22 protein-coding genes are annotated in these 25,502 nt (G+C 29.3%); 7 read left to right on the top strand and 15 right to left on the bottom strand.

Going from position 1 to position 25,502, the window contains the following annotated elements:
* Both KGF52_RS12975 and KGF52_RS12970 read right to left on the bottom strand, forming a co-directional pair.
* Positions 1-908 (bottom strand): 3'-5' exonuclease (locus KGF52_RS12975; protein ID WP_255646317.1); only part of this gene is annotated, 908 nt, incomplete at its 3' end.
* A 46-nt stretch (positions 909-954) separates the two neighbouring features.
* Positions 955-1,815 (bottom strand): tRNA 2-thiocytidine biosynthesis TtcA family protein, encoded by an 861-nt coding sequence (locus tag KGF52_RS12970; RefSeq protein WP_227828253.1) that lies wholly within the window; start codon positions 1,813-1,815, stop codon positions 955-957.
* A gap of 268 nt (positions 1,816-2,083) precedes the next feature.
* Here KGF52_RS12970 and KGF52_RS12965 point away from each other — a divergent pair, with 268 nt between their 5' ends.
* From KGF52_RS12965 to KGF52_RS12955, 3 genes are read left to right on the top strand one after another with little or no spacing between them, the layout of a single operon-like run.
* Entirely contained in the window at positions 2,084-2,293 is a 210-nt protein-coding gene (locus tag KGF52_RS12965; RefSeq protein ID WP_227432638.1) for a spore coat associated protein CotJA, read from the top strand.
* A complete protein-coding gene (locus KGF52_RS12960) occupies positions 2,293-2,559 on the top strand; it encodes a spore coat protein CotJB (RefSeq protein ID WP_227840469.1) in 267 nt (88 codons plus the stop codon). The genes KGF52_RS12965 and KGF52_RS12960 overlap by 1 nt, the downstream gene beginning before the upstream one ends.
* 28 nt (positions 2,560-2,587) lie before the next feature.
* Positions 2,588-3,160, top strand: a complete 573-nt coding sequence (locus KGF52_RS12955; protein WP_227828251.1) for a manganese catalase family protein — start codon at positions 2,588-2,590, stop codon at positions 3,158-3,160.
* A gap of 264 nt (positions 3,161-3,424) precedes the next feature.
* On the opposite strand, the gene KGF52_RS12950 is transcribed toward KGF52_RS12955, so the two are convergent.
* On the bottom strand, positions 3,425-4,615 hold the full coding sequence (locus KGF52_RS12950; protein ID WP_227840468.1) for a C40 family peptidase: 1,191 nt from the start codon (positions 4,613-4,615) through the stop codon (positions 3,425-3,427).
* A gap of 261 nt (positions 4,616-4,876) precedes the next feature.
* Entirely contained in the window at positions 4,877-5,308 is a 432-nt protein-coding gene (gene dut / locus KGF52_RS12945; RefSeq protein WP_227828249.1) for a dUTP diphosphatase, read from the bottom strand.
* Between the two features lie 112 nt (positions 5,309-5,420).
* Between dut and KGF52_RS12940 the strand changes: the two genes are divergently transcribed.
* Positions 5,421-7,643: a type IA DNA topoisomerase gene (locus KGF52_RS12940; RefSeq protein ID WP_227840467.1), complete on the top strand. Its 2,223-nt coding sequence runs from the start codon at positions 5,421-5,423 to the stop codon at positions 7,641-7,643.
* A gap of 115 nt (positions 7,644-7,758) precedes the next feature.
* Here the strand turns inward: KGF52_RS12940 and KGF52_RS12935 are convergent, their stop codons facing one another.
* The gene (locus KGF52_RS12935) at positions 7,759-8,244 is read right to left on the bottom strand and encodes a MarR family winged helix-turn-helix transcriptional regulator (RefSeq protein ID WP_227828247.1); all 486 of its coding nucleotides are present in this window, start codon (positions 8,242-8,244) and stop codon (positions 7,759-7,761) included.
* 254 nt (positions 8,245-8,498) lie between these two features.
* On the opposite strand from KGF52_RS12935, the gene KGF52_RS12930 reads away from it, so the two are divergent.
* From KGF52_RS12930 to KGF52_RS12920, 3 genes are read left to right on the top strand one after another with little or no spacing between them, the layout of a single operon-like run.
* Positions 8,499-9,722 carry an efflux RND transporter periplasmic adaptor subunit gene (locus KGF52_RS12930; protein ID WP_227828246.1) on the top strand — a complete coding sequence of 408 codons (1,224 nt, stop codon included), beginning with the start codon at positions 8,499-8,501 and terminating at the stop codon, positions 9,720-9,722.
* Positions 9,723-9,726: 4 nt separating this feature from the next.
* Positions 9,727-12,858: an efflux RND transporter permease subunit gene (locus KGF52_RS12925; protein WP_227840466.1), complete on the top strand. Its 3,132-nt coding sequence runs from the start codon at positions 9,727-9,729 to the stop codon at positions 12,856-12,858.
* A 22-nt stretch (positions 12,859-12,880) separates the two neighbouring features.
* Positions 12,881-14,197, top strand: a complete 1,317-nt coding sequence (locus KGF52_RS12920) for a TolC family protein (RefSeq protein ID WP_227840465.1) — start codon at positions 12,881-12,883, stop codon at positions 14,195-14,197.
* 165 nt (positions 14,198-14,362) lie between these two features.
* Here KGF52_RS12920 and KGF52_RS12915 read toward each other — a convergent pair whose 3' ends face one another.
* The 10 genes from KGF52_RS12915 to KGF52_RS12870 all read right to left on the bottom strand — a co-directional run bounded on the left by KGF52_RS12915 (position 14,363) and on the right by KGF52_RS12870 (position 25,367).
* On the bottom strand, positions 14,363-14,608 hold the full coding sequence (locus KGF52_RS12915; RefSeq protein ID WP_227840464.1) for a hypothetical protein: 246 nt from the start codon (positions 14,606-14,608) through the stop codon (positions 14,363-14,365).
* A 229-nt stretch (positions 14,609-14,837) separates the two neighbouring features.
* Positions 14,838-17,465 (bottom strand): pyruvate, phosphate dikinase, encoded by a 2,628-nt coding sequence (ppdK, locus tag KGF52_RS12910; protein WP_227840463.1) that lies wholly within the window; start codon positions 17,463-17,465, stop codon positions 14,838-14,840.
* Between the two features lie 63 nt (positions 17,466-17,528).
* On the bottom strand, positions 17,529-18,371 hold the full coding sequence (locus KGF52_RS12905; protein ID WP_227432627.1) for a pyruvate, water dikinase regulatory protein: 843 nt from the start codon (positions 18,369-18,371) through the stop codon (positions 17,529-17,531).
* 6 nt (positions 18,372-18,377) lie between these two features.
* Positions 18,378-19,016 (bottom strand): helix-turn-helix transcriptional regulator, encoded by a 639-nt coding sequence (locus tag KGF52_RS12900; protein WP_227828242.1) that lies wholly within the window; start codon positions 19,014-19,016, stop codon positions 18,378-18,380.
* Between the two features lie 459 nt (positions 19,017-19,475).
* The gene (locus tag KGF52_RS12895; RefSeq protein ID WP_227840462.1) at positions 19,476-20,768 is read right to left on the bottom strand and encodes an NAD(P)-dependent oxidoreductase; all 1,293 of its coding nucleotides are present in this window, start codon (positions 20,766-20,768) and stop codon (positions 19,476-19,478) included.
* A 38-nt stretch (positions 20,769-20,806) separates the two neighbouring features.
* Complete coding sequence (locus KGF52_RS12890; RefSeq protein ID WP_227828241.1) at positions 20,807-21,163, bottom strand: PTS glucitol/sorbitol transporter subunit IIA; 357 nt, start codon at positions 21,161-21,163, stop codon at positions 20,807-20,809.
* Positions 21,164-21,191: 28 nt separating this feature from the next.
* Positions 21,192-21,551 carry a transcriptional regulator GutM gene (locus KGF52_RS12885; RefSeq protein WP_227828240.1) on the bottom strand — a complete coding sequence of 120 codons (360 nt, stop codon included), beginning with the start codon at positions 21,549-21,551 and terminating at the stop codon, positions 21,192-21,194.
* A 50-nt stretch (positions 21,552-21,601) separates the two neighbouring features.
* Positions 21,602-23,575: a BglG family transcription antiterminator gene (locus tag KGF52_RS12880; protein ID WP_227840461.1), complete on the bottom strand. Its 1,974-nt coding sequence runs from the start codon at positions 23,573-23,575 to the stop codon at positions 21,602-21,604.
* A 220-nt stretch (positions 23,576-23,795) separates the two neighbouring features.
* The gene (locus tag KGF52_RS12875; RefSeq protein ID WP_227828238.1) at positions 23,796-24,809 is read right to left on the bottom strand and encodes a PTS glucitol/sorbitol transporter subunit IIB; all 1,014 of its coding nucleotides are present in this window, start codon (positions 24,807-24,809) and stop codon (positions 23,796-23,798) included.
* 12 nt (positions 24,810-24,821) lie between these two features.
* The gene (locus tag KGF52_RS12870) at positions 24,822-25,367 is read right to left on the bottom strand and encodes a PTS glucitol/sorbitol transporter subunit IIC (protein WP_227840460.1); all 546 of its coding nucleotides are present in this window, start codon (positions 25,365-25,367) and stop codon (positions 24,822-24,824) included.
* Between the last annotated feature and the right edge of the window lie 135 nt (positions 25,368-25,502).

The following is a 25,502-nucleotide window of genomic DNA, read 5'->3' as shown; positions in this document are numbered from 1 at the left end:
ACTCTATAAAGCATTAAATCTTCTAATAAATCTTTTATATCAAAATACACATCTTCTAATAAATAAAAATAACCATCTTCTATATTCTTCAATTTATCTATAGTATCCAATTTTTTATCTATATCTTTTATAACTTCTATGTTTTGTATATTTATATTTATAATTGTCAATAAGTACATTCTCACAGTTTTTATTATCTCAATAGAAAAATCTACAATATCATAATTTCCTTCTTTTTTATAAAGTGATTCTTTAAATTTATCAAAACAATCATTTAAATCTGGATTTATGTTATTAAACGGTGGTCTTATTATATCTAGCATTATTAAAATATTTTGTATATCTACATTATTTGTAATTGCCTCATCTAAAATAAATAAATTATATGCATCATTCAATGGGTCATGTGCATCTCCACTAAACTCTAAATTAGCAAATTCAAGTAAATTTTTTAGTGATATATAGTTCATACATTTTATACCACACTCTATATATTTCTCTTTTATATCCACAAATAACTCTCGAATGTTGTTTACGAACCTTGGATGATTGTTTTTTTTAGAACTTCTCATATCAGTGTTATTGAAACATGTTAAATCTAAATTACCAAAAGTATATATTCCTTCAATCTCAGAAAATATGCCTAACCACTTTTTAAACTTTCTCATGACCTCTTCATAGCTTGGTGCATACTTTAATGCTTCTGAAGATATATGAGTCAACTCTTGTATATGAGGATACAACTGGGCATTACTTACTGGCTTTATTAAAGATTTAAACTTATCAATATTTTTTGTCTTTTCATCATACATAACTGCTCCAATTGCAATTATATCTGAATTTAATATATCTCTCTTTGATTTAGAATTTGGCATATTCATCTCAAAATCTATATATACTCTCTTCAATATAAACACCCTTTCCAATTGTTTATAGTGATTCCTTTAATTACTTTTATTCATAATTTTCTAAGAAAGAATGTTTCTCCCCATCTTTTTGCCACCCTAGTATTGAATCAAGATTTACATTTTCTGCTGCTTTAAATATGGATTTTTCTACATTTTTAAAATTTGGCTCTAAACTTTTTATTAAATCTTTTATCTCATATCTTTTATTTCCAGTTTTTTTAGCAGCAACCATACATGCACAATTTAAAGGCCATATACCACTATTTTGGATAAATCTTATAATATGTTCTTCTCTTATATAATAAAGTGGTCTTATGATTTTTATTCCTTCAAAATTAGTAGAATTAAGCTTAGGAAGCATAGTTTTAAAATTTCCTGCACATAACAAATTAAGCATCGTTGTTTCTATTACATCATCATAGTGATGACCTAATGCAAGTTTATTACACCCTAATTCTTCTGCTTTTGAATATAGTGCTCCCCTTCTCATTCTTGCACACATATAACATGGATAATCTTTTGCAATTTCATCAGCTATTTCAAATATTCTTGAATCGAATAAATGTATTGGTATATTTAAATACTCACAATTATCTACAAGTAATTGCCTTATATTCGCATGGTATCCAGGGTCCATAGCAATAAATTCAACATCAAAATTAACTTGTCCATGCCTTTTTAATTCTTGAAACATTTTAGCCATAAGAATACTATCTTTTCCTCCAGATATTGCTACAGCTATTTTATCCCCTTCTTCAACTAATTTATAATCTCTTATTGCCTTTATAAACTTAGACCATAAATGTTTTCTATATTTTTTTATAATACTTTTTTCTATATCCCTTAGTGAAAGTCTTTCCTCAAAAGGAACTATAATTTCACAGCCTTTTCCTGATAGCTCACTCATTTAATCACCTCGTATATTTATGTTAATAATATTTTACAAAAAAGTCTACCTACTTCTATAAAATACTATAATTTTTACTTTAATTTTAATAAATACTTTATAGTTTACAATAACACATAAACTTATAATAACATAAATAATGCCTTTCTTTTATTATCTTTTTTATTTTTCTCATTTAATATTTTATTATGAGTAACGATTTTTAAATGGATGAATATTATACACTAGATAGACTTACCTATCTATTTACAACAAGGAGGTTTTCATCTTGGAAAATAAAACTAGAGACATTAAAAAAAATTGTGGTTCATCTTTGGCTAGACCATATATTAATAATCAAATTTTCACAGAAATGTACTGCCTTTCTGATGCATTAAAATTTGGAACTATATTTCCAGAACTAAATTTATTAGAATCTGAAATGTACAACAAAGAATTATATGCTAAGCCAAAAAAATTAAGAGGAGGTAGAAGATAATGAAAGATTCATCTAGAGCTGAACTTATGAGAAAAATTCAGGAAACATCTTTTGCATGTGTTGATATGAACTTATATTTAGACACTCATCCTGATGATAAAAATGCTATCAACACTTACAATTCATTGTGTAACCAATTTGCACAGGCTAGATATGCTTACGAAAATAAATATGGTCCTTTAACTAGCTTTGGGTATGCTCCAAGTAGATGCCCTTGGCAATGGGCTGAGCAACCTTGGCCTTGGGACAGAGAATTTAATTATTAGACATCAAGTATTGGAGGATTGAAAATTCATGTGGATATATCAAAAAACTTTACAACACCCAGTTAATATAAAAACTTGTGACCCAAGAATGGCTAAGTTTCTTATAACTCAGTTTGGCGGACCAAATGGAGAACTTGCTGCATCTTTGAGATATTTAAGTCAAAGATATACAATGCCTACTGGTAATATGCGTGCACTTTTAACAGATATTGGTACAGAAGAACTAGCTCACGTTGAGCTTATATGTACTATGGTTTATCAGTTAACTTCTGATGTAACTCCAGAAGAATTAAAAGCTGCTGGTCTTGGCTCAAACTATGCACAAAATGGATATGGAATTTATCCAACAGATTCAAATGGAGTTCCATTTGATGTAAGACCTATCGCGGTTATGTCAAATCCTGTAACTGATTTACATGAAGATATGGCTGCTGAACAAAAAGCACTTGCAACATATTATCAACTTATAAACTTAACAGATGATGTTGATGTTATAAATGTACTAAAATTCTTAGGCCAAAGAGAAATAATTCACTATCAAAGATTTGGTGAAGCTTTAATGGATGCTTATGACTTAGAAGAATCTCAAAAAATATTCTAAAATTCTTCTTTATATGTAAAACTACAACCATTTACTAATTTACTAACTTACTCTTTTCGCTTAAATCCGCTTAAAGATATAAAAAACTATAAAGAACTGTCCATTTTCTATACGCAAATAGAATAAATAAACAATAAAAAGCAGGTACTAAATCAACAGTAATATAGATAGTAATCTACAATACTATTGACATCTTACCTGCTTTTATTTTGTAAGCAATAAAGAAATATCTATTTGTAAAATTTTATAATTAAATCTAAATGATTATAAAACTCTTCTTGCATTTACATATCTACTTGAATAGTAACTACTATTTATATTAGATATTGTTACCTTTTTTGATGAACCTGAAGATGCGTGTATCATCTCTCCATTTCCCATATATATTCCAACATGACTTACAGAACCATTATTTGAGCCTTCTGTATCAAAGAATATTAAATCTCCGCTTCTAAGGTCTCCTCTATTTACATATGCTCCATACTTACTTTGGTCTCTAGATACTCTTGGTATACTAACTCCAGCAGATTTTTTCATAACATATTGTGTGAATCCAGAACAGTCAAAACTATTTGGACCTTCTGCTCCCCATACATATGGTTTTCCAAGTAGTGTCTTTGCAAAGCTTATTACACTATCAGCTCCCTGACTTGGAGAATTAGTTGAATCAGATGGACTTGAAGTATCAACAGAACCTTTTTCTGCAAGATATTGACTTGATACATATCCTGTTTGGTCATCATGATTTACTTTTGTCCATCCTCCATCTTCTGAGATACTTCCGACTTCAGTACCATAACTTAATGTAGCCACTTTAGAGTGTTCTGTTCCTGGTCCTGTTCTAAGGTTTAATGATTTTGCTGTTACAACTTTTGTATCCTTTACAAGATCACTTGAACTGTTTCCAGAATTTCCATTTGCAGAATCACTTAAGTTAGTTCCTAAATATTTACTTGAAACATAACCTACTCTACCATTAGAACTTATTTTTGACCATCCATTTGACTCAGATATGTATCCAACTTCAGTACCATATCCCAAAGTAGATATTTTAGAACTTCCTGTACTTGGACCTGTTCTAAAATTTAATCCCTTTGCTGTAACAACTTTTGTTGATTTTACTGAAGCATCATTACTTTCATTACTATTTCCTAGGCTATTTATTGATACATAGTTTTCATGTACATAACCTGTATTCCCATTATATTTAACTTTTACCCAAGAACCATCTTTTCCTATGTACTCAACTTTATCACCTTTGTAGAACTTTCCTATAGATGCATTATTTGTACCTGGTCCTTTTCTAAAATTTACTGCATTCCCTGTTATTGTTCTACTTTCTACAGTTGAACTTTCTATTTCAGACTCATTAGCATATGCTAAATTCCCCATTGTAGGCATTATTATCGCGGTGGCCATTATACTGGCTGCTACTCTCTTTTGATTAAAATTCATAACTTTCCACTCATCTCCTCTTTTCTAGTAGATTTATTTTTTATTTCTAACATAAAAGAAATAACTGACACTATTTTTAAATATCAATTATTTCTTTTATATTAATATTATTACAAATTTGTAACTATTTGTCTATAGTAATAATTCTATACCATAAATTACCATAAATATTTTTTAATCACAAAGAGCTTGAAACTCAGTTATATAGCCAATCTATATTTTATTAAACAATTTTATATTTTTTAACTTTTTTGTAACTTTTTAGAATCCTGTTGAACCAAATCCACCTTTTCCTCTTTCAGAATCACTTAATTCTTTAACTTCTTCTATATTAATCTCGTATATAGGTTTTACTACCATTTGAGCAATCTTCATATGTTTTTCAACTTTAAAATCATTTTTTCCATGATTTATTAATATGATTTTAAGCTCTCCTCTATATCCTTCATCAATAGTTCCTGGTGTATTTAACACAGTAATTGAATGTTTTAAAGCAAGTCCACTTCTAGGTCTCACTTGTGCTTCTGTCATAGCAGGAAGTTCTATACATATTCCAGTTTTAATAAGTTTAGTCTCTCCAGAAGGTATTACAACCTCCTCTATAGAATACAAATCCATACCCGCATCACCTTTGTGAGCAAAATTAGGTATTATAGCGTCGTCATTTAATTTTTTTACTTTTAAATTGTACATTTTATATCTCCTTTCAATTTCCTATAAATATTATAACTTAAATTTCAGCCTCTTGAAGTTTTTTATTTTTTTGTGGTAATATAATTATTAGTGTTTTAAAGGAGGATTTTTTATGAAACTTGTACTTGCTGAGAAGCCATCCGTTGCAAAAACTATAGCATCATTTTTAGGTGCAAAGACTAGACAAGATGGTTACTTTGAAGGAAATGATTATATAATTACTTATGCAGTTGGACACTTAGTATCATTATATGATATGAAAGATTATGATAAAGATAAGTATTCTGGCTCTTGGAAAATGAATAATTTTCCATTTGTGCCTGAAAATAAGTTTAAATTCAAAATTGATAGTTCTAAAACTAAACAATTCAATACTGTAAAAAAACTTTTAAACAGAAAAGATGTGGAATATGTAATAAATGCCACTGATAATGACAGAGAGGGAGAACTTATAGCATTTTTAATATTTTTACTTGCAAAAAATAAAAAACCAGTAAAAAGAATCTTGGTAAATGAATGGACTCCAGAAGACATTACAAGGGGTATAAAAAACTTAAAAGATGAAGATGAAATGAGAAATCTTCAAGCTGCTGGATATACAAGACTTATTACTGATTGGCTAATTGGAATAAACTTCACTTCTGTTGCTACATTAAAATATGGAAATGGAAAATTATTAAATATAGGTAGAGTAATTCTTCCAACAGTCAAATTAGTCTATGATAGGGATATGGAAATACTGAATTTTGTTCCCAAAACTTATTATGAGGTAGAGGGTCATTTTAAAGCTGAAAATGGTGAATATAAAGGTAAATATATTAAAGGTAAAGAAAGTAAATTTGATACACTTGAAGATGCAAATAAAATCATAGCTTCAATTACATCTCAAACTGGCAAAATACTAGATAAAAAAATTACTATGTCAAAAGAGTATGCACCAAAACTTTTTAGTTTAACATCACTTCAAGGATATATAACTTCTAAGTACTCTAATTTTACCTCTGATAAAGTTTTAAATGTCTGTCAATCTCTTTATGAAGGTAATGGTAAAGGTGGGTATATAACTTATCCAAGAACCGATTCTATTTTTTTAGAAGAAAGTTTAGCTTCAAAGGCTTCTCAAACCTTAGAAAAATTAAAAGTTGGTCTTGAATATGAAAATAAAATTAAATTTTCTAAAACAAAAAGGGTCTTTGATTCATCTAAGGTAGATTCGCATAGTGCTATAATTCCTACTTATATAATACCCAAAAATTTATCTAAAGATGAGCAATTGGTTTATGATGCTATAAAAGATAGATTTGTAGCAAATTTTATGCCTCCTGCTGAATATGAGAACACAGAAATTAAAACTAAAGTAGATGATTGCACTTTTTTAACAAAAGGAAAAGTACTTAAATCAAAGGGATACCTTGAAGTATATAATAAGGAAGAAAAAAACGATTTACTTCCATTTGTAAACAAAGATGATATTGTTGATGTCTTAGAGATAAAGCCATTAACTAAACAAACAACACCCCCTAAATCATATACTGAAGATACACTTTTAAAAGCTATGAAAAATTGTGGTAAAAATGTACCTGAAGAAGATACAACTGTACTTTCAGGATATTCAATAGGAACATCAGCCACACGTGCCGATGTACTAAAAAAAATAAGTCAGGTTGGCTATGTAAAGAAAAAAGGCAAATCTTACTTTATAACAGACCTTGGAAAAAATTTAGTTGAAATTTTTCCTGTTAAGGACTTATTTGATGTGGACTACACTGGTAAACTTGAAAAAAGTTTAAGTGATATTCAAAAAGGCAAATACACCAGAAAAGAATATCTTACTCATATTATTAGTTTTATATATCAAAATGTTAATATCATAAAGCAGGATGCTTCAAAAAATATAAATACAGAGGCTTATACTTTTGATTCAAAAACTAAAAAATTTACTAAGGTAAAAGCAAAAGATTCAAAAAATAGCTCAAAAAAAAGTTTGACTGATTCTGAAAAGGAAATTGCTGTATCAAAGGATACAGATATTAAAAAAGAAAATACTTCTCTTGGTAAATGTCCTATTTGTCAAGGTGATGTCCTTGAGTTTGATAAAGGATTTGCTTGTAAAAATCATAAAGAGTGTAAGTTCGTTATTTGGAAAAATGACAAATACTTAAGTCTCTACAAAAAGAAAGTTAATAAAACTATGGTCAAAAATATTTTAAAAAAAGGTGAGACCAAGGTAAAATCTTTAACTTCTAAAAATGGAAATAAATTTGATGCTACATTAAAATACAATAAAAATCCAGATACTGGCTACTTCAACTGGAAAATAGAATTTGAGAATTAAATAATATTCATAAAAGCAGAAATAGCAGTAGTATAATATTAGATATATTATACTACTGCTATTTCTGCTTTGTGTAAAAATTCAACTTTATAATGATAGCTTCTCCTATGTACATTTAAACTAATTTTTTTACTATTTCTGATAGTTTAAGTGTATGTTCATCTAATAAAGTTAGCTCTTCATCAGAAAGATTTGATAGTTTTTTTACTATAGACTCTTTAAGAATAGATTGTACAATATCAAATAATTCAAATGCTTTATCTGTCAATTCAACTCTAAGAACTCTTCTGTCTTTTGGGTCAGGAAATTTATTTACTAAATCATGCTCTACCAATCTATCAATAATTGGTGTCATATTTGATTTTAATATTCCTAAATTAGAAGCTATTTGAGAAATTGATGATGAGTTTGATGTCATAAGATAAAGAATTACCTTTGCATGTGATGGAGCCATTGGACATTCTCCAAAATACTCTTTCATCATATCTGAGTTGTTTTGAAATTTTTTTAACAAATCGTTTTCTTTGAATATATTATTTTGAAGTACAAATAAAAAGTCTAAAAAAGAGTCCGCTATTTTAAGTATATTATCGTTATCCATATTTGTAACATCCCTTCAATAAATACTGTAATAAAATATTCATTCTCTATTATATATATTATAAATTATAAACTATTAATAAATTTAAAACAAGAAAAAGTTATTGACTCATAATAATTATAAATTTATAATCAAATTAGAGAATTATAAAATGCCAAAAAAGGGAAGTTTTTTAATTAGCCTAAAACTAAACTTAAATTATAAGACACTTTAAATTCTACAACAAGCTAGTGTAAAATATAATAGGAGGATATATGAAAAGATATTTAGTAGTTTTTTTAATGTGTAGTTCACTGTTCTTAGTTGGATGTGGAAAAACAGATGAACCTGAACCAGAAAAACCTATAGCAGTCTCTGTTCAAAAGGCAGTAGGTGGAGAAATAGAAAATACAAATGCTTTCTCAGGAACTACAAAAGTTAAAGATGAGACATCAGTTACTGCTCAAACTGCTGGCACAGTTCAAGAAGTTTATGTAAAACTTGGGCAAAATGTAAGAAAAGGTGATGATTTATTGAGTATAACCAGTGAAGATCTAGAAAACAGTGTAAAACAGTCTAAAGCATCACTGGATTTAGCAAAAGCAAGTTATGCAAGTGCCACTGGAGGTGCATTAGAAGCTCAAGTAAATCAAGCAAAAACAGCTCTTGATAGCGCAAAACTTCAATATGATGAATCCCAAAGAAATTATGACAATAATAAGGTTCTTTACGAGCAGGAAGTAATTAGTTTAGACCAATTTAAAAAAATAGAAGTTGCTTTAGAGCAATCAAAACAACAACTAGATTCTGCACAAAGGGCATACAATACAGCAACTTCAAAAAGTATACCTCAAGCTAAATCACTTGCTAAAAAACAACTTGACCAAGCTCAAGTATCATATAATTTAGCAATGAGTAACTTAGATAAGTTGACATTAAAAGCTCCAGTAGATGGAACAATCACAGCCAAAAACTTTGACTCAAAAGAGATGATAACACAATCACAACCAGCTTTTGTTATTTCTAATCCTAATATATTAGAAGTAGACTTAAATGTAGCAGAAGCAGATATAGCTAAATTTAAAAAAGATGGCAATGTAGATGTTGTCATTGAAGATCAAAGAGTTTTAGGAAAGATAGATTATGTTCCCTCAGTAGTTGACCCTCAGACATCTTTATATCCTGTTAAAATACTTGTTACTAATACTAACAACAAATTTAAGGCAGGAATGTCTGCACAAGTAAACTTAAGTGTTGAAAAAGAAAATGGAGCTGTTACAGTACCTAAAAAAGCAATATTTGAAGAAAATGGAAAAAAATATGTATACATAGCAACTAAGGATAACATAGCAAAGAAAACATTAGTTCAAACTGGAATTGTAACAGAGGATAAAATAGCAATCAAAAGTGGTGTAAGTGAAAAAGATACAGTGGTTATTGGAGGGATAAGTCTTATTTCTGATGGAACTAAGATATTTCCTGTAGAAAAGGAGAAATAGTATTATGAATTTAACACATACTTCCGTTAAGCGTCCTCTCACAATCATAATGGTCTTCTTAGTTTTAATAGTTTTTGGTGGTATTGGATATAAAAAAATGTCAATAAATCTAATGCCTGATATAGAAATACCTGTTGTAATGGTTATGACTACTTGGACAGGTGCAGGTCCTCAGGACGTTGATGAACAAGTTAGCCAAAAAGTTGATGAAAGTTTATCAGCTGTTTCAAATGTAAACTCTACTATATCAAGTTCACAAGAAAGTGTTTCTATGGTCGTAGCTCAATTTGAATTTGGAACCAACTTGGATGAAATAATGAACGATGTTAGGTCTAAAGTAGATGCATTACAAACTAGCTTGCCAGATGATGCAGCTAAGCCAACAGTACTAAAATTAGATATGAATGCACAAGCTATAGGTCAGCTTGTTATATCTGGTGGAAACAATAATGCACAAGCACTAAGAAAATACGCTGAAGATGTAATTCAGCCTAAAATAGAATCTATAGATGGTACTACATCAGCAGACATTAAAGGTGGAGAAAAAGCTCAAGTTAATGTAATAGCTGACCCATCAGTTCTTTCAAATTATGGAGTTAGTTTGTCAACTATAAAAGGTATTTTATCATCTAGTAATAAAACATTCCCTTATGGTTCAATTACTCAAGGTGAAGATAAGATAGTCTTAAGATCAATTGATAAATTAGAATCTTTGGATGATATAAAACAGATTCAAATTCCTGTAAAAGGAGGAAACACAGTTAACTTAGATACTCTTTGTAGTGTAGATTATGGATTTGCAGACAAAGATAGTATTTATAGATACAATGGAAAAAGCAGTTTAGTAATAGATATTTCTAAGCAACAAGATGCAAATACTGTAAAAGTTATGCAAGACGCATATAAATATGTAGATGAATTGAATAAAGAAAACCCACAATTTAAAATTAAAATTGCCAATGATACAAGTGCTTACATAAGCGAATCAATAAACAGTGTAATGAGCAATTTACTTATAAGTGCAGTTATTGCGTTTATAGTAATCTTTGCTTTCTTAAAAAGCGTAAGGGCTTCATTAGTTGTTGCAGTTGCAATACCAATTTCTATAATAGGAGCAATAGCTGTTCTCTATTTTACAGGTGAAAGTTTAAACCTTATCACTGCAAGTTCATTGGTAATTTCAGTTGGTATGGTTGTTGATAATGCTACAGTTGTAATTGAAAACATATTTAAATACAGGAAAAGTGGCCGTTTGAGTATTGATGATTGTGCTATTGAAGGTACAAGAACTGTTACCAATGCAATATTAGCATCAACATTGACCACTATAGCTATCTTCTTACCTATTATGTTTACAGAAGGTATAGCCAAAATAACATTTGGGGCTTTAGGTAAAACACTTATAGCTTCCCTAGCCTTCTCTTTTATAGGCGCAATTACTCTTGTTCCTAGTGTATTTGCAAAACTAAGTAGAGGTAAAAGTAGTGAAAAAATGAAGGAAAAAGATAGCCCTATATTTGATAAGGTAAGTGAAGGATATAAAAGATTACTAAGTGTATGTTTAAGACATCAGAAATTAGTAGTAATATCAAGTTTACTTATATTTGTAGCTTCTCTATTTGGAATGAGCTTTATAGGTATGGACTTTATGCCTGCAGCAGATAAAGGAGAATTGGCTATTTCTATAGAACTTCCAAAGGGTCTTAGCTTAGAGGCTAATGATTATTATGTGTCTATGACAGAGAAAAAAGTTTCAGATATTCCAGAAGTCAAGACATTAATAACAAGTTTGACATCAGACTCAAATAATAATGGTGCAAATATAGCAATTGAATTGGAATCTCAAAAAAATAGAAAGAGAACTACTGATGAAATAGAAAAAGAAATAATTGATAGAGTTGCTACTGTTCCAGATTGTAAAATAAATGTAAGTCAAAATAGTAGTGTTATGGGCGGAACTTCAGGAGCAGACTTCACATTAGAGATGAAGGGCCCTGATTTGGATGTATTAAAGATATTAGGAAAAGAAGTTGAAAAAGAATTCAGTTCTATAAAAGGATTTAGAAATGTAGAGACTTCTCTTGCAGATACAACACAAGAAGCTCAATTTACAATAGACAAACATAGGGCTCAAGAATACGGTGTAAATACAGCAGAAATTGCAGGATTATTACGTACTGCAATAAATGGTGATTCAGTCACTACTGCCACTATTGATGACTATAAAGTAGATGTAAATCTAAAGTTTAAAGCAGATAGTATTGATAATCTAGAGGATATAAAACAGTTAAAAGTAAATTCTGCAACTGGAAATGAAGTACCTCTTGGAGCTTTCTCAAACATAAAAATGGTAGATGGTTTACAGTCTATATCAAGAACTGATGGTGATTTTTCTGTAAATATAACTGCAACACTTGATAATTTAGATGCTGGTACTGCTACAAAATTAGCATTAGAAAAAACTAACAAGATGCTAATCCCTAAAGACTACTCTATTGGTGTTGGTGGAGAAACAGAAATGATGAATGAATCTATGGCCAGTCTTGGATTCTCAATGGTTATAGCCATAGCACTTGTTTATATGGTAATGGTAGCCCAATTTGAATCATTTAGTAAACCATTTATAATAATGTTCTGTGTTCCATTTGCATTCGTTGGAGTTGTACTTTCTCTTTTGGTAACTGGTCAAAGTTTAAGTACTGTAGGTATGTTAGGTATAATCTTACTTATTGGTATCGTTGTTAACAATGGTATAGTTCTTATTGACTACATAGAGCAACTTAGAAAAGCAAATCGTAGCAATGATTTAATTGGATTGGTTTCAATTGGTTGTGCTGCAAGACTAAGACCCGTTTTAATGACAACTGCAACGACAATCTTAGGTATGTTACCAACAGCATTATCTCTTGGTGAAGGTGGAGAAACAATGCAACCACTAGCCGTAGTTATAATGGGTGGTCTTACTGTATCTACACTAATAACCCTAGTACTTATCCCTACTATATATTTAATATTTGATAAGTGGGAAAATAAGTTTTCAGATAAGATGCCTAAAATATTTGGTAAAATAACAGATAAAATAGGAGATGTAAAAGGAAAAATATTCAAAAAACCAAAATTAAAAGCTAAAATTTAAATATAAATGGAGGGCGATTGTATTGAATAAAAAAGTTAGTAAAATAATTGCAATTGGATGTGGTGTTGGTATAATAACAGCTAATTTAATGCCAGCCTATGCAAATGATAATACTTCTTCTATAAATAAAGTTGATAATGCTACCTTAAGTGACTCGGCTAAAAGAACAGCTGAAAAAGAACTTTTAACTGCTAGAGAAGCTGTCAGTGCTGCACTTAAAAATAGCGAAAAATTAAAGATGAAATCAGAAGAAATAAAAATGTTAAAAGAAAAACTAGAAGTACAGGATGAATTTGATAGTTTTACTGGAAGTGATAACTCATTTCCATATGACCAAATTGGACTTCTTAAAAATCAAAGCGAACAGGCCAAATATTTTATGGAAGATCAAATAGCTAATGATATTACTAATAAGTACAATGACTTAGTCTCAAGAGAAAATGAGTTAGATAAGATAAAAAATAATCTTGAGATAAAAACTAAAGAAATTAAAGATATGAAACTAAAAAAGGATTTAGGTCTAGTGACATCATTAGAAACTGAGTCAGCTGAGCTTGAACTTCAGACATTGCAAAATAATCAAAAAGCTAAACTTCAAGAACTAAAAAACAATCAAGATTATTTTAAGTTGTTGACTAATATAAATTTAGATAACTATCAATTAGATAAAGAATACCGTTTTGAGTCTTTTAGAGTGGGTGGTTCAGTTGATTCATACATGGAAGGTAAGGTTAATGAATACTTAAAGTATGACCAATTGATTTTAGAACGTACAGAAGAAAGTTTTAATGATGATGATGAAAATAAGGCAGATTTACCAGATAGACCTAACCTTACAAGACCAGTTGCTCCTACAAGACCAGAACAAGGTAGTTTAACTGATGCTGAATATGAAGTTCTTAAGAATAAGTATGAAAAAGATTATGCTCAATATGAAAAAGAAGTTGAAGCATACAATCTTGAAAGACAGACTTATGCTGCTGGACTTACTACATATGCAAATTATCTTCAACAAAAGTATAATACTGAAAATGGCTTAGTTACACTAGAGGATAGTAAAAAAGCTCTAAAAAAAGGCTTGATTGATAGCTATGCACAATTACTTGCTTTAGAAGATACAATTGGAACAACTAAAAAACAGCTCGAATTATCGGAAAAACAATTAAAAAATACTAAGCTAAGATATGATTTAGGATTGATTACTCTAACTGACTATAAAAAACAAGTAGTAAGCAATGAAGATGCCAAAAATAGCTATGATACACTTATTGTAAACTACAATTCATTAAAAAATGGTATAGAAAAGCCATGGATACTTAGTGATGGAAGTAAAAAGTAATACTGTTATATAGAAACATTTATTTACTAAAATAAATTTGCTCAATAAAATAGAAAAAGAGTTGGCTTATTATTAGTTCAACTCTTTTTCTATTTACTAAAATATCATTGATTCTAAGAACACATATATCCTTCACCACAAAGTAAAGTCTAAAGCTGAATTTAATTAATTTTTATCAAATGTTTCATCTATTTTACATCTGACCATGTTAACAAATTCTGAAATATTATATCCTTTCAGCTTACATCCACATTTAGGACAATAATCTAACTTCCTAGATACTAATGCTCTACAGCTAGGTTCTGGGCATCTCATTTTAAGACTCTCTTCTACTACTTTAAATCCACATCGTGGGCATATACTACCTGGACGTGATGATACTTCTTTTCCACATTTAGGACACTTTGTCAACTTTATCCCCTCCAGTAAACTCAATTTAATTATTAGTTGAAATTTCTCTCTTACAATAATATATGCAACATAATTAAATAACGTTTCACCTACTATAATATAAATTAGATTTTTTATAATAATATAAAATAAAAATCCCCTATACTCAATTTACAAATACTCTATTTGATACATTGATGTATAGGAGATATAATATTTTAGTTTAATTATATATGTTTATAATATATTATTATCTAGGGTTTTTTATAGATGCTTGAGCTGCTGCAAGTCTAGCAATTGGCACTCTAAATGGTGAACAAGATACATAGTTAAGTCCTACACTATAACAGAACTCCACTGAAGATGGTTCTCCACCATGCTCTCCACATATTCCTAGTTTTAATTCTGGCTTAACTTCTCTACCTAATTTAGCTCCCATCTTAACTAACTTACCAACACCATTTTGGTCTAGTACTTGGAATGGGTCTTTTTCTAATATTTCTTCATCTACATATTGACCTAAGAATTTACCAGCATCATCTCTTGAATATCCAAATGCCATTTGAGTTAAGTCGTTAGTACCAAAACTGAAGAAGTCTGCTTCTTGTGCTATTTCATCAGCTGTTAAACAAGCTCTAGGTATTTCTATCATAGTACCTACAGTATAAGGAACTTCTACTCCTTCTTCTTTTATTATAGCATCAACAGTTTCCACTATCATTTTTCTTATTATCTTTAACTCATTTACTTCTCCAACTAATGGAACCATTATTTCTGGAGATACTTTAACACCTGCTCTTATTGCTTCTATAGCACCTTGTATTATTGCCTTAGATTGCATTACACATATTTCAGGATAAGTTATTGCAAGTCTACATCCTCTGTGTCCAAGCATTGGGTTAAATTCATCTAAGTCAACTATTCTCTTCTTAATATCACTTACTTTTATTCCCATAGATTTTGAAAGTTCTTCTATAGTTTCATCATCATGAGGTAAGAATTCATGTAGTGGTGGGTCTAGTAATCTTATGTTAACTGGCTTCCCATCCATAACTTTGAATAACTCTACAAAATCTTCTCTTTGCATTGGTAATATTTTTTCAAGAGCTTTTTCTCTTTGCTCTACTGTATTAGATAATATCATTTCTCTAACTGCTGGTAATCTGTCTTCATCAAAGAACATATGCTCAGTTCTACATAAACCTATACCTTCAGCACCAAATTCTATAGCTGCACGAGCATCTCTAGGATTATCTGCGTTAGTTCTAACCATCATACATTTATGCTTATCTACCCATTGCATTAGTTTTTCAAAGTTTCCAGTTAAAGAAACTTCTGTTTTCTTAACATCTCCTAAGTAAACATTTCCTGTAGAACCATCTATAGAAATGTACTCTCCTTCTTTTATAACCATATCATCAAGAGCTCTTACTTCTTTGTTAAACTCATCAACTTTTATTTCTCCACATCCAGCAACACAACATTTACCCATACCTCTAGCAACAACTGCTGCATGTGATGTCATTCCACCTCTAGCTGTAAGAATTCCTTCAGCCTTAACCATACCTTCTATATCTTCTGGAGATGTTTCTAGTCTAACTAAAACTACTTTTTCTCCCTTTTCATTTGCTTTTACTACATCATCAGCATTGAAGTAAACTCTACCACTTGCTGCACCTGGTGATGCTGGTAAACCTTTTGCTATAACTTTAGCTTCTTTTAAAGCTTTATCTTCAAATTTTGGATGTAATAACTGGTCTAATTGATTAGGCTCAATTCTCATTATAGCTTCTTTTTCATCTATTATTCCAGCTTCAACTAAATCAACTACTACATTTATTGCTGCTGCTGCTGTTCTTTTACCATTTCTAGTTTGTAATATATATAATCTTTCATTTTCTATAGTAAACTCTATATCTTGCATATCTTTATAGTGACCTTCAAGTATATGAGTAATTTTTACGAATTCATCAAATACAGCTGGCATTACTTCAGCAAGAGTTGATATATTTTGAGGAGTTCTTATACCTGCAACAACATCTTCACCTTGAGCATTCATTAAGAATTCACCAAACAATTTATTTTCTCCTGTAGCTGGATTTCTAGTAAATGCAACACCTGTACCACTAGTTTCTCCCATATTACCAAATACCATTGATTGAATATTTACTGCTGTTCCTAAATTATGAGCTATATCATTCAATCTACGGTATACGATTGCACGAGGATTATTCCATGATCTAAACACTGCCTCTATAGCAAGCATTAATTGCTCTTTTGGGTCTTGTGGAAAATCACTTTTTATCTCTTTTTTGTATATTGCCTTAAATTCTTTTACTATTTCTTTTAAGTCATCAGTTGTAAGTTCTGTATCAACTGTGTATCCTTTTGCCTCTTTTACTCTATCTAGTACATTTTCAAATTTGTATTTTGGCACTTCCATAGCAACATCAGAAAACATTTGTATGAATCTTCTGTAACTATCATATGCAAATCGTTCATTTTGTGTAGCTTCTGCTAGACCAATGACACTATTGTCATTAAGACCTAAGTTAAGTATTGTATCCATCATTCCTGGCATAGAGAATACTGCACCAGAACGAACTGATACTAATAGTGGGTTCTTATTACATCCTAATGTTTTGTTTAAATCTTTTTCTAAAGTAGCTAAATGTGCTTCTATTTCTTTTATTATTTCTGCTCTTATACTTTCATTATTAACATAGTAGTCATTACATGCCTCTGTTGTTATAGTGAACCCAGGAGGGACAGGTAAACCTATCTTAGTCATTTCTGCTAAATTGGCACCTTTACCTCCTAGTAAAGATTTCATGTCTTTGCTTCCTTCACCAAAACTATAAACATACTTAGTTTCCATTGTTAAATCCCCCATTAATCTTTTTTATTTTAATTTATATCATTTTTATTATTAGACATTTTATTAAATTTCTATTTCTTTATATATTTTTAGACCATTTTCTTTCATTATGTCTAAAATTATACCTGCAGTTTCTTCAATTGCTTTATTTGAAACATTTATTACTGGGCATCCAATTTTCTTCATTATTTCTTCTGAATAGTCTAACTCTTGAAGTATTCTTTCTAAGTTAGCATAATTAGCTTTACTAGATAGCCCTAAAGCTTTTAATCTTTGAGTTCTTATTTCATTCAACTTTTCAGGTGAATTAGTAAGACCTATTATCTTCTTAGTTTCTATTTCAAATACTTCTTTAGGAATTGGTATTTCTGGAACTAATGGTACATTAGCTACTTTTATATTTTTATTAGCTAAATACATACTTAAAGGGGTTTTAGATGTTCTTGATATTCCCACTAAAATTATGTCTGCTTGAAGAACTCCTCTAGGGTCCTTTCCATCATCATATTTTACTGCAAATTCTATAGCCTCAACTCTCTTAAAGTAAGATTCATCTAATTTTCTGATTATACCAGCTTCTCTTTTAGGTTTTCTTCCAGTTCTTTTACTTATTTCTCTTAATATATCAGTCATCAAGTCTATACAACTAAGACCTTCTCTTTCGCAATATCTTTCAACAATACTGCATAATTCTTCATCAACTAATGTATATACAATCAAAGCGTTTTCAGCTTTTGCATTTTCTAACGTTTCAAGTAATACTCCCTTATTAATCATATATGGAAATCTTTTTATTTCATAAGTTTCATTTACATAAAATTGTGACATACATGCTTTTGCAACTTGTTGTGCAGTCTCCCCTACTGAGTCTGATACTGCATATATAATTAGGTTTTTCACCAGCATACCTCCTTAATTGTCAACTATTTCTAAAAATAGCTTAGTTATGTTGGTTTTTGATATTCTCCCAACAACCTTCATATGATTTTTGTCTTCTTCTTTATATTCAACAATTGGAATCGAATCTACTTCATGTTCTATTATTTTTTTTGAAGCCAATAAAACACTCGCTCCCTTATTCAAAGTAACTACGTTTGGGGTTCTTGTCATTATCATACCTATTGGCATCTTATTTATATCAGAACCTCCTATAGTTGCTTTTAATAAGTCCTTTCTAGAGACAACTCCACATAATTCTTCATTTTCATCTATAATAACTATACTCCCTACATCAGATAAAAACATAGTGACTATTACATCATATATACTTTCATCTTTCTTAGCTAGTACAGGCATGCTCATTATATCTTCTACTGTTTTTTCTTTTATACTTTTACCAATTAGATTAATTTCACTAACTCCTGAATAAAAATATCCAACTTTTGGTCTTGCATCTAGTATTCCTGTCATTGTTAATATAGCTAAATCAGATCTAAGTGTAGCACGAGTCACATTCAAGCTGGAGGCAATACTTTCACTCGTTATTGGTTCATTTTCCTTAACTATATCTATTATTTTTAGTTGTCTTTCATTAAGCTGAATAATAATCACCTTCTTTCATTGTGCTATACTTTTTATCTTTTCGTATCTTATATAGTATATTATATAACTATATATACCATTCTGTAAACAGATTTTTTACTGAATACGATATATTTTTTACTAAGTTCTTTTGCTTAAAGATATTTATTATATATTAATGGGGGATATTTCTTTAATTAATAGAACTATATTAGTATTACAGTTAATATTATAATACATAATTGGCTAATTTAATTCATTTTATATTAAAATTTTTAATTATATTGTCTTAAATATGAATATAAAATTGCAGAATTAATTTAAATTAAACCTACTAGTAAGATTTGCAACTGTAAACAAACTATAAAATAAGATTTAGTAAAACACCCTCTCAAAAAATATAAAAAAATTTAAAAGGGCTGATTTCAAAATAACCATCAACCCTCTTTTAAATAACATCATCTATATTATATTATTCTGCAATAAATTTTATCCAAATATTTTTTCTTGTAATTGTCTTAAATGATATAAAGTAGTATCTTTTTCTATCTCTACCATATCATATGTTATAACTTCACCCTTTTTAATATCTTTAATAACCTTAGTCTTTTTACTAATTAAACCAATAGGCACAGCATTCATTTCTTTTGCAACATCATATTTTTCTATAGTACCATAGCATGTATATGCACCATATCCATCCATATACTCACCTTTTTTCAAGTCTTTCTTAGCTATAGTCATAACTTCTGCAACTAATCCAGCTTTAGGCACTATTGTAGCCTTATGCTCTAAAACTGCCATTGCTGCTGATAAAGGAGTTTCTAAACTGCATAAATGATATGGTCTATATAATATGTAATTAGGTCCATCACCCATACTTAAGTATTTTAATTCATCATTAACTGCTTTTAATTTATGAGCAACTACAACGAAAACACCAGGTGCTATACCATTTACAAAATCAACTACACCATAATTATCTAATACTCCACCCTCGCTCTTTAATGCATATTTCTTAGGTACTTCATTAACTGTAGCTTCAATACCATGTCCACCTCTTACATCAGGTACAAATCCAGTTGCATTACACATTAAAGCCATTTCTACCATTGTTTTAGTACCTTCTTTAAAAGAAGCTATCATATGAGGTGAAGCTCCTTTTCTTTCTGCTTCTTCTTTAACAGTATCAGGATTACAGTCTAAATCTAATTTATTGTTTTTACCTTTACCTACTACTCTAACTTTAAATCCCATTGCATCTGCAAAATCAAATAGACCCATTACTGCCCCTGGTTCATCTCCTGCAGAACCTGTAAATATTACTCCTGCGTCATCTGCTAATTTTTTAAGTATTGGCCCAACAACACAATCAGTTTCAGCGTTTAACATTACTATGTGTTTTTTATTTAAAATAGCATTTAGTGCTATTTCTGCACCAATTGCAATACCTCCTGTTGCATCTATAACTACATCTATTGACTTTGTTTTACAAGCTACAAGAAAGTCATTACATGTTAATACTTTTCCTTCTTGTAATTTTACTTCTGCCTCTGTTTCATTTGTTACATTATCTATAATTTCTTCTTCTATACCTGCATCAGTAAATGCTTTACGAGCTAATTCTAGATTTATATCTACAACAATAGATGCTTCCATTCCTTTCATATTTGCCATTTGACTTACCATTCCATTACCCATATGACCAGCACCTATAAGAGCTACTTTTATTTTTTTACCTTCTTCTTCTAACTTTGCAAGTTTTCTGTTTAAATCTAACATATCAATTCCTCCTGTTATAATAATTTTATTTTTTCAAATTAATAAATAGTTATTAAATCTCCAATCTTTATATCTGGTTTTCCAATTTCTACATGTATTTCTCCAGGTAAATTTACTTTATCTTCTCCATCAAATTTAATTGTACAGTGACCAATTTCTCTAAGAGTATTTTGAGCAATATCACCAACTGAAACTATACAATAATCTCGATTTCCTATTGTAAGTGTATCCCCTATTTCAACATCACTTTTTAATGTTGATATTGAATGAATTACAGATATATCTTTCAAATCTTCATCATTAATAGTTTCATTGTATATAATAAGACAGTTGCTTTCATTTATTAATTCTTCAACTAAACTGCCTATCCCACTTATCTTAACTTCATATTTCATGATATCCCTCCTGATAATTTATATTAGATTAATTAAAAGAAATATTTATTTTTTCTTTTATAAATTTTATAGCTTGTACAATACTTTCTTCATCTTTAAATTTTTGCTCTGCACTATATATATCTAATCCTTTTATATCTTCAATCTCTTTAAACTTAGCCATTACTGTGCGACCTTTTAAAATTTCTCCACACTTTATAAATCCCTCTGAATCTGAAGATATAATAGCTATACTTCCTTTAGAAAAATAACTTTTCTTTTTTCCTGTAGACACTATATCGCCCATTTTTTTAGCTTTATTTAAAGCTTTGAAATATAGTTTATTTTGTTTCATTACAAATAAAGTATTTAAAACATAAACAACAAATAAAATTATAAGTAGTTTCATATTTACACACCTTTCATAAATTAATTTGTTTTTTAAATCCTATACAAACCCTATATAATATTCTCAATCAACACTTTTTTAAATTCTACAAAGCTTCTACATTTACTTATCTTATTTGTTAATTTTACATTTTGTCCTATTTTTAAAACTTCTTCATAAATCTTTACCAATAAATCTGAATCCACCTTGTCCTCACATGGAAACATCGTCATAAGTATTATTTTTATACTTCTATTTGCATAAACTATTGGCTCTTCTAAAATCCCAACTGCCATTAAAAATTTATCTGACTTTTCATTTACAGCATGAGGAAATAACAAACCTTTATCAAAAACTGTAGGAGATTTTTCTTCTCTTTTGATTATATTTTTTCTAAAATTATCATCAATACATCCTAAATCCACAAGATTGTCCATCATTTTCTCTAAGGAAGCAAGTATCGTTTTTTCATTTAATATCATAAAGTTATTTTCATTTAATAAATTATTTATTAGTAAATTTGGAGAATCAGTAGTATCTATGTTGCCTTCTCTTAGGCATAATACTGTTTTTAATTCTTCCCTCAATTTATTTTCATCAAATATTGTATTGATTTTTAATACTATTGTATTTATATTTGATGTATCTAAATCAATAGTTGTAAAAACTATATCGTATTCATCTAAATTAATATTTCTCAAGTTAAAACTTGAAAGAGTATCAATTTTAGGATTATTTCCTATCAACTTTTCAACTCTTATTTTTAATAGTTTTGCTGTTCCAAGACCTGTCCCACATATAATTGCTATTTTCTTAATTGAATAAAATCTACTACTATTTCTTTCTAAATATCCACTGAAATGAATTGCTATATAACCAATTTCATCCTCTGAGACTTCTAGATTATATTTTTTCTCTATTACTTTTCCTGCTATTTGTGCCAGCTTAAATGGAAGTATATAGTTTTGTTTGATTTCTTCTAACAAGACATTTTTTAATTTTATATTAAATAATAGCCTATTTAGTGTAAAACTAAGATGATATCCAAGTCCTACCCTTAATTCATCCTCATTTATAAAAATACCCATATCAACATATATCTGATTAAATATGCTTTCCATTAAATCATCAATATTTTTATTAATTCTACTACTATTTAAAGCACATTCTGATGCTGGTGCATTTCCACTTACTAATGGTATAGTTAAATAAATAATTTCTTCATCATTTAAAATATGTTCAAATTTTTCTGATAAAATATTCTTTATTCCCCTAGCAATAAGATACTCATCATATGACTTAAGTAAATCAAATTTTACATCGTACTCTTTTATTATCTTCTGTTCTTTTACTCTATACATCAAAACTACTATATAATTAAAAATTTCTCTGAGCATTTCATCTGTAACATAAAAATTATTATTTTTAAATAAAGTCAATAATTCTTCTTCTAAATTTACAATTTCTTCTTTTTTAATACATTTAAAGTACTTAGAATTATTTAAATCTTTTCTTGAGTCTTTATACAACTGATTTAATATAAGTAACCTAATATCAAGTTCACTGCCATGTAATTTCATTCCTGTATTTTGCTTTTTTACTAAATTCAAATTATAAGAATTTAATACCTTTTCTACATATTGAAAGTCATTTACCAAGGTAGTTCTTCCTATACACATCTCATCTGCTAGACTATCCAGTGTAATAAATCCATCTAGTTCTATCAAATAATTTAGTATAAACTCTGCCCTATCTTCCTTTGAATTTAATGAAAATACACTTTTTTTATTCACATCAATAATCTTATTGAGTATTCGCTTATCTTTTATCTCTAATTTATAGCCTTGACCTTTTATATATTTTATTATTGCTATGTCACTTCCTAAATCTTTATTCAATTGCTTTATATATGTTCTTACACTTCTAGTTGTAACATTCAATTCGTCTGCTATTGAATTAATACTTACAAACTCTTTTTTACTACACATAATCAATATCTTAAATATTTTGCGGTCAATAGAAGGAATTTTCTCAGTTACATTCATTTTGTATCTCCTCCTTGATTTCATTCTAGTACAAACTTGAAACCAAATTAATACATAAAATTTCACTTTGCTAGAGGAAAATTTAGTATTAATCTAAATCAATAATCACTCCTAATTAATAATACAAAAGCTAGTCTTTCATTAACTAAAATTTTGACTAGCTTAAGTTTGTATTTACAATTTTATTAATCAAGTTTAAATTTTATAGTAATATTAAATACTATCTCAATGCAAATACTGCGACTCCATACGCAATAATGACAGATATTGGCCCAGTTATTAAACGAGAGTAAAATAATGCTGGTACACCATATTCCACGGTTTCTGGTTCTGCTTCTCCTAAACTCAATCCTACTGGGACAAAGTCACAACCAGCTTGCCCATTTATTGCAAATAAAGCAGGAAGTGCTAAATATGCTGGTATTGCACCAAGACCAATTTGTGTTCCTACAAGAGTACCTACTACCTGTGCTATAACTGCTCCAGGGCCTAATATAGGTGATAAAAATGGAAGTGTACAAATTATTGATATAACTAACAAGCCACCAATGTTTCCTGCAAGTGGTGATATTACCTTTGCAATCCAATCACCTAACCCAGATGCCAATATAATTCCCATAAGCATACTTACAAATGCCATAAATGGTATTACGTTGTTCATTATCATTTGGATAGTATCTCTCCCTGCATCATAAAACTTTGATACTACCTGTCCTGCTCCTTGTCCAATAGAAAGTATTATGTTTTTCTTCGCATATTCTTCTTGAGCTTTTGATTTTACTTCATTGTAATTATCAGGCTTTCTAATAGAACTTTGGCTTTCATTTTTATTTTCTTGAGATTTTTTTGGTGTTTCTTCCCCATCTACAATACTTATGCAATTAGTATTAACATCTGATACATAGTATTCTTCAGTTATAAATTTTGCTAAAGGGCCTGTTTTTCCAACTGGATTTACATTAATTGTAGGTATTTTCTTCTTTGGATAAACCCCACATCTTGCTGTTCCCCCACAATCAATAATAACTACTGCCACCTCTTCATCAGGAATTCCAGTTTTAAATCCATCTATAACCTCACAATCCAATAATTCTTTTATTTTTAATGTCACTTCATGAATACCACCAGCAGTCATTGACAATATTTTATTTCTAGTTGCTTCTTTTTTTATGTACAAAGGTCCTCCCCAACCAGAAGTTCCCTTTTCTATTTTTAATATTCTATTTTCATCCATTTTAAATCCCTCCTAAGCCTTATCTGTTACTTTATTTTTTCTTGTTAAAAATGCATACATTTTTTCTGTTACTACACCTCTTATAAAAATCACAATTAGACCAACTATAAAATACCATAATGCTAATGTAGTTGTTTCCTTACCTAATGTAGTTAAACCTGCTGAAATACCTAGCCATACAAAAAGTTCTCCTGCATTTGCATGTGGGAAAAGTCCTGTAATTGGATGTACAAATGAAACAGCTGCATCATAAAATCCTGCTTTATGTTCCTCTTTTAGAAATCTACCAAATGTATAACACATAGGATTTCCTAAGAAAAATACTGACACTAATGGAAGTAAAGTATATCTTGTAAAAGCATTTCTTCCAAGTTTAGAAGCCCATTTATTTACTCTTTCTTCACCAACTATTTTAATCAATGAGTTAATAGCTACCATTAAAACAATTAATGTTGGAAGAGTGCCTGAAATAAGACCTACAAATTGTTCTCCTCCCTTTTGAAATAAACCAATAAACCACTCTGCACCTTTACTTAGACCTGTAATAACGTTTTCCATAAGATTATAACCTCCCTATAATTTCTTTAAATTTTTAATTTGATTAACCAGCTTTAATTCTACAAATTACATTCTTTTTCTGTAAGATATACTATTATTATAAATGTTTTTGTTTGATTAATATCATTTTAATAT

Origin of the sequence: Clostridioides sp. ZZV15-6597 (genome assembly GCF_020657815.1) — a bacterium.
Lineage (GTDB): Bacteria > Bacillota > Clostridia > Peptostreptococcales > Peptostreptococcaceae > Clostridioides.
This window is presented reverse-complemented; position numbering and strand designations above follow the sequence as displayed.